Source organism: Flavobacterium fluvii, assembly GCF_900129545.1.
GTDB classification, from domain to species: domain Bacteria; phylum Bacteroidota; class Bacteroidia; order Flavobacteriales; family Flavobacteriaceae; genus Flavobacterium; species Flavobacterium fluvii.
On record NZ_FQWB01000006.1, the window covers coordinates 229,068 to 236,710 of the forward strand.

The 7,643-nt window shown below is 34.1% G+C and carries 5 protein-coding genes; 1 reads left to right on the plus strand and 4 read right to left on the minus strand.

What is annotated here, in order from left to right:
* Positions 1-102: 102 nt before the first annotated feature.
* The 4 genes from BUC16_RS14185 to BUC16_RS14200 form a co-directional block, all read right to left on the minus strand.
* Positions 103-1,722 (minus strand): hypothetical protein, encoded by a 1,620-nt coding sequence (locus tag BUC16_RS14185; RefSeq protein ID WP_141226165.1) that lies wholly within the window; start codon positions 1,720-1,722, stop codon positions 103-105.
* Between the two features lie 199 nt (positions 1,723-1,921).
* Positions 1,922-2,812, minus strand: a complete 891-nt coding sequence (locus BUC16_RS14190) for a Ppx/GppA phosphatase family protein (protein WP_073371445.1) — start codon at positions 2,810-2,812, stop codon at positions 1,922-1,924.
* A 58-nt stretch (positions 2,813-2,870) separates the two neighbouring features.
* A complete protein-coding gene (ppk1, locus tag BUC16_RS14195) occupies positions 2,871-4,946 on the minus strand; it encodes a polyphosphate kinase 1 (RefSeq protein ID WP_073371446.1) in 2,076 nt (691 codons plus the stop codon).
* Entirely contained in the window at positions 4,939-5,433 is a 495-nt protein-coding gene (locus BUC16_RS14200; protein ID WP_073371447.1) for a SixA phosphatase family protein, read from the minus strand. The genes ppk1 and BUC16_RS14200 overlap by 8 nt, the downstream gene beginning before the upstream one ends.
* A 735-nt stretch (positions 5,434-6,168) precedes the next feature.
* On the opposite strand from BUC16_RS14200, the gene BUC16_RS14205 reads away from it, so the two are divergent.
* Positions 6,169-7,643: HYR domain-containing protein (locus tag BUC16_RS14205; protein ID WP_170860878.1), on the plus strand; the 1,475-nt coding region annotated here is incomplete at its 3' end.

Here is a 7,643-nt window from a genome sequence, read left to right on the forward strand (position 1 = left end):
TTGAGCTTAATTTCTAAAATTTACCGAGATTTTCAAGCAATAAAAAAACTGGCTGAAATTAATTTCAGCCAGTTTTTTAGTTTTGTTACGTGAGTAGTTCTATTATTGAAGCAAAACTTTCCCAACCCATAGTTTTTCCCAATCTTCATCAAGTCCAATATAAGTGATACTGTTCTCGGATTTATCAAATATTGAAGGAAAATCTCTTTTCAAAAAATATTTTCGATCTCCCAAAGCCTTGATGGTTCCAAGAGTGGAATTGGCCAAATCAATTTTAACGATGCGAGGGAAATAAAGTGGAAATACTGTTGCAGAACCATAATATGCATCAAGAAATGATTCATAGCCTTTCGCTCCTTTTATTTCCATAAGTTCCCAATACAAGCTTTTTCCGTCTGAAGAAAGATAAAAATTTTGTTTCATGTCGAAAATTTCACTTTTCTTGTCGTTGTTCATTTTACCAATACCATATTGTGCTTTTAAACTCCCGGTTTTGTCAAAATGAAAGCAAATAATATCTTCGTAGGAGTCTACCGGATTTCCCATACCCATATTTACGGAACTGGTTAATTGACCCGCAATTAAATAATCCTCGGTATTAGTGACGAAAAAGTTCTCGATATAGAATTTTTTCCCTTTGTAAACCGTTGCTCCTTTATCGCCGGGAGCGGTTTTAAATTTAGATTTAAATTCCGGCACTGCCGTGGTGGAGGCAAATGCAAGTTGGTTTCCCTTAAATTTCAGCAAATGAAAATTATCCATGTCTTCATCCAAAGATTTTCTCCATTTTAGGTCTAATTTATTACTGCCACCTCCTCCTGGATTATAAATAGGGGCATATTCGTTAAACACTTCTGCAAATGCATCTTTCGATTTTGTCGAAGTTCCAAAGAAGTAAATGTTTCCGTCCTTTTCATAAGCTGCAGTAATAAGAAGTGCCGATGCAGGGCTTTTGAATTCAACTTTATTCTTAATATTTCCTTCGATATCAAATTCACAAAACACATAATTAGAAGGATCTGACTTTCCTTTATTAGGAGCAAATATTGTAACAATATTTTCATTTGGCATTTGTTGGCAATATACAAGAGAGTAGGATACGTTTAAATCCAATGGTTTTTCTTTCAGCTCCAATTTGTCATTTATCATCAAGACCAGAAATTGATCTGCTTTGTTCTTGTCTTTGGATTCTACTTTGGCAAGTGCCAAAACATCGCTCTTTGTATCATCCAAAGAAGAATAAGAAGCATATCCATAGTATACTTTTCCATTGTCATTCTTCGGTTTTATACTTTCATCTGAAAGTACTTTCTTGGTCACATAAACTTGTTTTTCATGATTCCATGTTTTTAATCTAACCACTTTGTTCAATTTTAGTTTCATACTCAACACATCAAACGAATTGGAACCTCCAACATAAACATTTAATGAAGTGCGTTCAACATCTGCTTTCTGTTCTTTCTTTTCTTTCGCTTCAGTAGTTGCAAGGAATTTAATGTTTTTGTCAAAACTGTATTCTTCAAAAGACACATCATCACTTTTTTTATTAACCTTCATTTTAAAAGTGATGTTGCTGTTGCCAGCATCATTTTTGGTGATATCGTACATATATCCTTTTTGGGATTTTGCAGTAAGTTCTTGTACGGTTTCTTTAAATTCCTGCGAATAAGCAGCATTACTAACGAGAATTAGTAATACTATTGTGGTGTAAATTCTTTTCATTTTTTTTGTTTTTGAAGTTAGATTCAAAGTTGAACTAATATCAAACATAAAAAAATACCACTTTAGTAGTAATTTTTGAATTCATGATTACTATAAATTCAGTAGGCATAATTAGCCTAAATGAAAAGACGAAATTCTATTTAATCGTTGCGAATAAAGTATAACGCAATAATGTTTACAAATAAATTCTTCTTAATGATTAAATTTTTCCGTAATACATTGCCTTCACGATACCATCGGAAAGTCCTATTTTAGGAACATAAATATTTCTGGCGCCACTCCATTTCATGGCATTTAGATAGATTTGGGTCGCAGGGATAATTACGTCGGCACGATCGGGATTCAAACCCAATTCCGAAATTCTTTGTTCGTAAGTCAGTGAACTCAAAAAGGAATATTGTGAATTCAAATAAATATAGGACAAAGGTTTGTCTTGCAATTTCCCAGACATTTTAAATAATTTATTGATGTTTCCGCCGGAACCTATGATAGTAACCTCGTCGTAGTCTTGGGTATTTGTTTTAATCCATTTCTCCATTTCTTGCCACAAAACTTCTCTTACCATTTCGTTCAACAAACGAACTGTTCCTGCCTTGAATGATTTGGAAACAACAATTTTTCCATTGGAAAAAAGAGAAAATTCGGTGCTTCCACCACCAACATCCACATATAAATAGTTTTTGTCCGATTTCAAAAGATGGTGCAAATCTGTGGAAGCTATAATTACAGCTTCTTTTTTTCCATCAATAATTTCAATATTGATGCCTGCTTTTTCTTTGATAATTTCAACTACTTCATTGCCATTGTAAGCTTCCCGCATCGCCGAGGTGGCAAAAGCCAAATATTTTTCGACTTTGTGAACTTTCATCAAAAGACGGAATGCCGTCATTGCATCGGTCATTCGATCAATATTTTCTTGGGAAATTTCTCCAACGGTAAAGGAATCTTGACCTAAACGAATAGGCACACGCACCAAGGAGTTTTTGTTGAATTGGGATTCTTTTCCGTCCTGCTCAACAATATTGGTAATTAGTAAACGCATCGCATTCGAACCGATGTCAATTGCGGCATATTTTTTTATCGTGAGCATTTCTGGGTTAAGTAGCTTATTCATTATGGTACTAAATTTTAACTAAATTAATTAGATGTTATGAAACAACATCGGTAATTAGTTCTATTTTATTTTGATAATATTTATAGGTTTCCCATTGTGCCCTGAAAATAGTTTCTTTCTCCTTGCGAACACGGTATTTATTGTCTAATTTTTCAGAATGATAGCGTGCTTTTACATTTCCTTTCCATCCTAAATCAAAATTATCAATCAATTCTTGTTTGATTTCGGAATCATAAATTGGACAGGTCACTTCTACTCTTCCGTCAAGGTTTCGGGACATGAAATCTGCCGAAGAAATATATACTTCCGGATCGCCTGCATTCCCAAAGATGTACAATCTCGAATGTTCCAAGTAATTATCCACGATACTTATGGCTTCTATATTTTCGCTCATTCCAGGAATTCCGGGAACTAAAGAACAAATTCCCCTTACTTCCAATTGAATTTTCACGCCTGCATTACTGGCACTATATAATTTATCTATCATTTTAAAATCAGACAAACTATTCATTTTCAACTTTATGAATGTTTCTTTTCCTTCTAAAGCATTAATAATTTCTCTTTCTATTAATTTGTTAAATCGAGAACGAGTATAATGTGGTGAAACAATGAGATGTTTGTATCGGTATAATCTGTAATTGATGTCAAAAAACTCAAATATCTTGCTGACATCCTTCAGGATTTGCTGGTGACTTGTAAAAAGTGTGACATCCGTATAAATTTTTGCCGTTTGCTCATTGAAATTTCCAGTGGAAATGAAACCGTAACGTCTTATTTTATCTTCTTCAACTCTTTCAATGACGCATACTTTACTGTGCACTTTAAGTCCTTTTATACCAAAAATTAGATCAATGCCTTCAGTCTGCATTTGCTCAGCATATGATATATTCGAGGCTTCGTCGAAACGAGCCTGCAATTCAATTTGAACGGTAACTTTTTTGCCGTTTTTGGCTGCATTTATAAGCGAACTTATGATTTGCGAATTTTTGGCTAATCGATATAAAGTGATTTTTATGGTCGTAACCTTTGGGTCTAATGCTGCTTCACGCAAAAACTTGGTGAGATAGGAAAAAGATTGGTAAGGAGCATTCAGCAAATAGTCTTTTTTGCTGATTTTTTCCAACAAACTCCCTTCAAGACTCAATCCAGGAATAGGCAATGGCACATTGGTTTTGTACAATAAATCGTGTCTTCCTAAATTTGGAAAACTCATGTAATCGCGTCTATTGTGGTACCTTCCACCAGGAATGATACTGTCGGTAGAAACGATTTTCATTTTGTCAAGAAAAAATTGAAGGGTGTCCTGGTCAATCAATTGATCGTAAATGAACCGAACAGGTTCCCCTATTCTACGGTCTTTCACGCTGGATGCAATTTTTTCGAGCATACTTTTACTCAAATCACTATCAATATCCAACTGGGCATCACGAGTAATTTTTATCATGTGGGCCGAAACGCTTTCGTAGTCAAAAATATTGAAAATACTGCCCAGATTATGTCTAATTACGTCGTCAAGTAGTATGACATATTGCTTTTTGTCCTTTGAAGGCAAAACAACAAATCGGTTGATGGTATTGGGAATTTCAATCATTGCATATCGAATTTCCGCATCTTTTTTCATTACCAATTTTATGGCCAAATAACCCACGGTATCTTTCAATACTGGGAATTCAGCTAAATCATTCAATATGATGGTGATTAATTCCGGGCTTAATTTTTGGATGAAAAAGTCTTTTAAAAATATTTCTTGTTCCTTTGAGATCCCGTTTTCATGAATCATGAAAATGTTTTCTGTCTTCATTTTGGACTCAATGCTATTTAATATTCTTAAACTTTCTGATTGATGTTGGATAACAATTTCGGTGATGTCCTTGACAGATTGTTGGGCCGAAATTCCACCAAGAAATTTCTCTCCCGAGATTCCTGATAAACTCAATCTTCTGATGGCTGCAAATCTAACTCTAAAAAACTCGTCCAAATTATTGGAGAAAATTCCCAAAAATCGCAACCTGTCTAATAATGGAACTGTATCGTCTGCTGCTTCTTGAAGTACTCTTGCATTAAAGGTTAACCAACTTTTTTCTCTATCTATATACTTGTAATTATTCACTTTTTTTTAATTTTTTGGGAAATATTAGTTTTTTGGTTTTGCCTTTTTTTATAGCATCCCAATTGTCAGCTTCGAATTCTAACGACACGAAGCCAGATGTAGGAACATTATCAATATAAACATCACCAAATTTATTAACAAAATTTGTAATTGCCTCGTTATGCCCGAAAAGAATAACATTTTCAAAAATATTACTACACGATTTAATAACCTTTTCCAATTGGCTTTCGTCAAAAGTATAAAGTTCCTCTTTAAAAACGATACTTTCTATGGGATATAAAATATTTTGGGCAAAAATAAGGGCGGTTTCCGATGCTCTTTTTGCAATGCTGCTCCAAACCACAAAAGTCGAGGGCATATATTTCACACAATTTGTGGCTACTAGATGTGCATCCATAATCCCTCTTTGTTCCAATGGTCTATCAATGTCTCTTAATGGTGCTTCCCAACTTGATTTTGCGTGTCGAATTAATATCAGATTTTTCATATGTTAGAATCCTGTTAGCATTGTGATTATTCAACTCATTTTTAGAACCAAACAAATTACAAAATATATTTTGATTAATAAATATAAAAAAAAGATAAAATTTCCTGGATCAATCCAATTTACCCCGAAAGTTGGAATCAAATATTAAATCCATACTATTTTAACATTTTAACAACATTTGTAAACTGAATATTTTTTGTAATATTTTACATATAAATAATGCAAATATTACACTTTATCTATGTTTTTTGCACTTAATCGATGTTTTTAAATAAATTTATTGTTAATTTTGAAATGTCTAAAAAGCAGATTTTTTAATTAAAGTTAAAGTTTATCATAAAATTAAGAACATCTTTATTTTCATTAAATTTTAATTAAACAAGCCTAAAATAAGTTTTAAATGACAAAAATTACCCTTTCAACGAGTTTTTAGGTTATTGATAGAAAAAAAACTTCTTTTTTATTAATAGTAGTTAGTTTCGCTGAAAACAAAAACATTCTTATTTCGAATAGTTCATAAAAAGTATAGAATGGTAATTATTTTAAAAAAACGAGAATATGAAAAAAATTACTCCAAATCAAATTGTTAACCTACTTTTCAATTTTATTTTTATTCTAAAACCTCTCTCTTTAACTTTAAAAAGAGTTTCCTTATTATTAGCTTTCTTTCTGTTTGTTGGTAATACATATTCACAAATTTGCACTATTCAAGAAACAAATTGTCCGCCATCAAATTTGGCACCAGTCTGTGCTGATGCAACGGGTTTAGGAAGCACTGTATTTTGGACCCCACCTAATTATTCACTTGACTGTGCAACGAGCGTCCCTGGTGAGAATGCTTCATTTTATGTAGAATTTAATTTACCTGAAAGTTCAAATACTTGTTGGACTTATAGTCGTGTTCAGCGTATAGGCAGCAATAATCTAAGACTTTTTCAATCCTCTGGTGGTGACACCTATTTCATTGCTCCTTTTCAGTATTTTAACAATACCTCTGGAACAGCAATAAATATGGAATTAATAGTTCCATCCGGTAATTTTTCATGGAAGCTTGATGTTTTAGATGCGACCAATAATTCAGTTTGGTCTTCTACAATATCAAATATAACGTCTACTGGTCTTAAGACAATTACAATTCCAAATAGTGTCCCAAACGGTGTTTATAAGTTGAAGTACAGTTTTATTGACAGTCCATCAGGTTCGATTGGAGCTTCTAACCATATTGAGGTTGATAGAATATATTATGATGCAACAATTGTAGGTGCCGGTTGCTCCGGAGGAATTAATTTGGCTGTTACTTCTAATTATAGTCCAGGTGATTATTTTCCGGTTGGATCAACACAAGTTGTTTATACAGCTACATATACTCCTGTATCTGGTAATACATCTACTAATACTTGTACTTTTAATGTTGAAGTAAATAAGACAACTTTATCTGGCGTACCAACAAGTGCTACCTGTAATACACCAGACGGAAGTATTCAGGTTACAGCGACTTCGGCACACTCTTTAATAAATAATTTAAGTTTTACAATTGATGGCAATCCTGTAACTCTTTCTGGGCTTTCTTCATCAACCAATACAACTACAAGTGGAACTACAACAACTAATACAACAACTGTAACGGGTACAATTCCAAATAAACCGGCAGGAACTTATACAATTGTAGCTAATAATAGCGTAACTGGATGTAGCGATTCAAAAGTTATTACAGTTCTTACTACACCTGATACACAAAAACCTGTTATTACCTTGGCTTCTGCTTCTTCGCTTGGTTGTAATCCAACCCCGGCACAAATTGCTGCCGCGTTTGGCACTGCAATCGTAACCGACAATTGCAGTTCCGGTTTAACTGCAACAGGAACTGTTGCCACCGAAATAGGTTCTGGTTGTACATTTTCTACAACTAAAAACTGGACGGTAACTGATGTAGCCGGTAATACCCAGACTGCTTCTCAAACCGTAAACTATACCCGAGACATCGCTCTTCCAACAATATCTTTGGCTTCTGCAACTGCTTTGGGTTGTAATCCAACCCCGGCACAAATTGCTGCTGCCTTTGGTAGCGCAACTGTAACTGATGGTTGCAGCACTGGTTTGACCGCTACTGGAACTGTGGCTGCCGAAACTGGTTCGGGTTGTGCGTTCTCGACTACCAAAAACTGGACGGTAACCGATGCTTGTGGTAATATTGGCATTGCTTCGCAAAC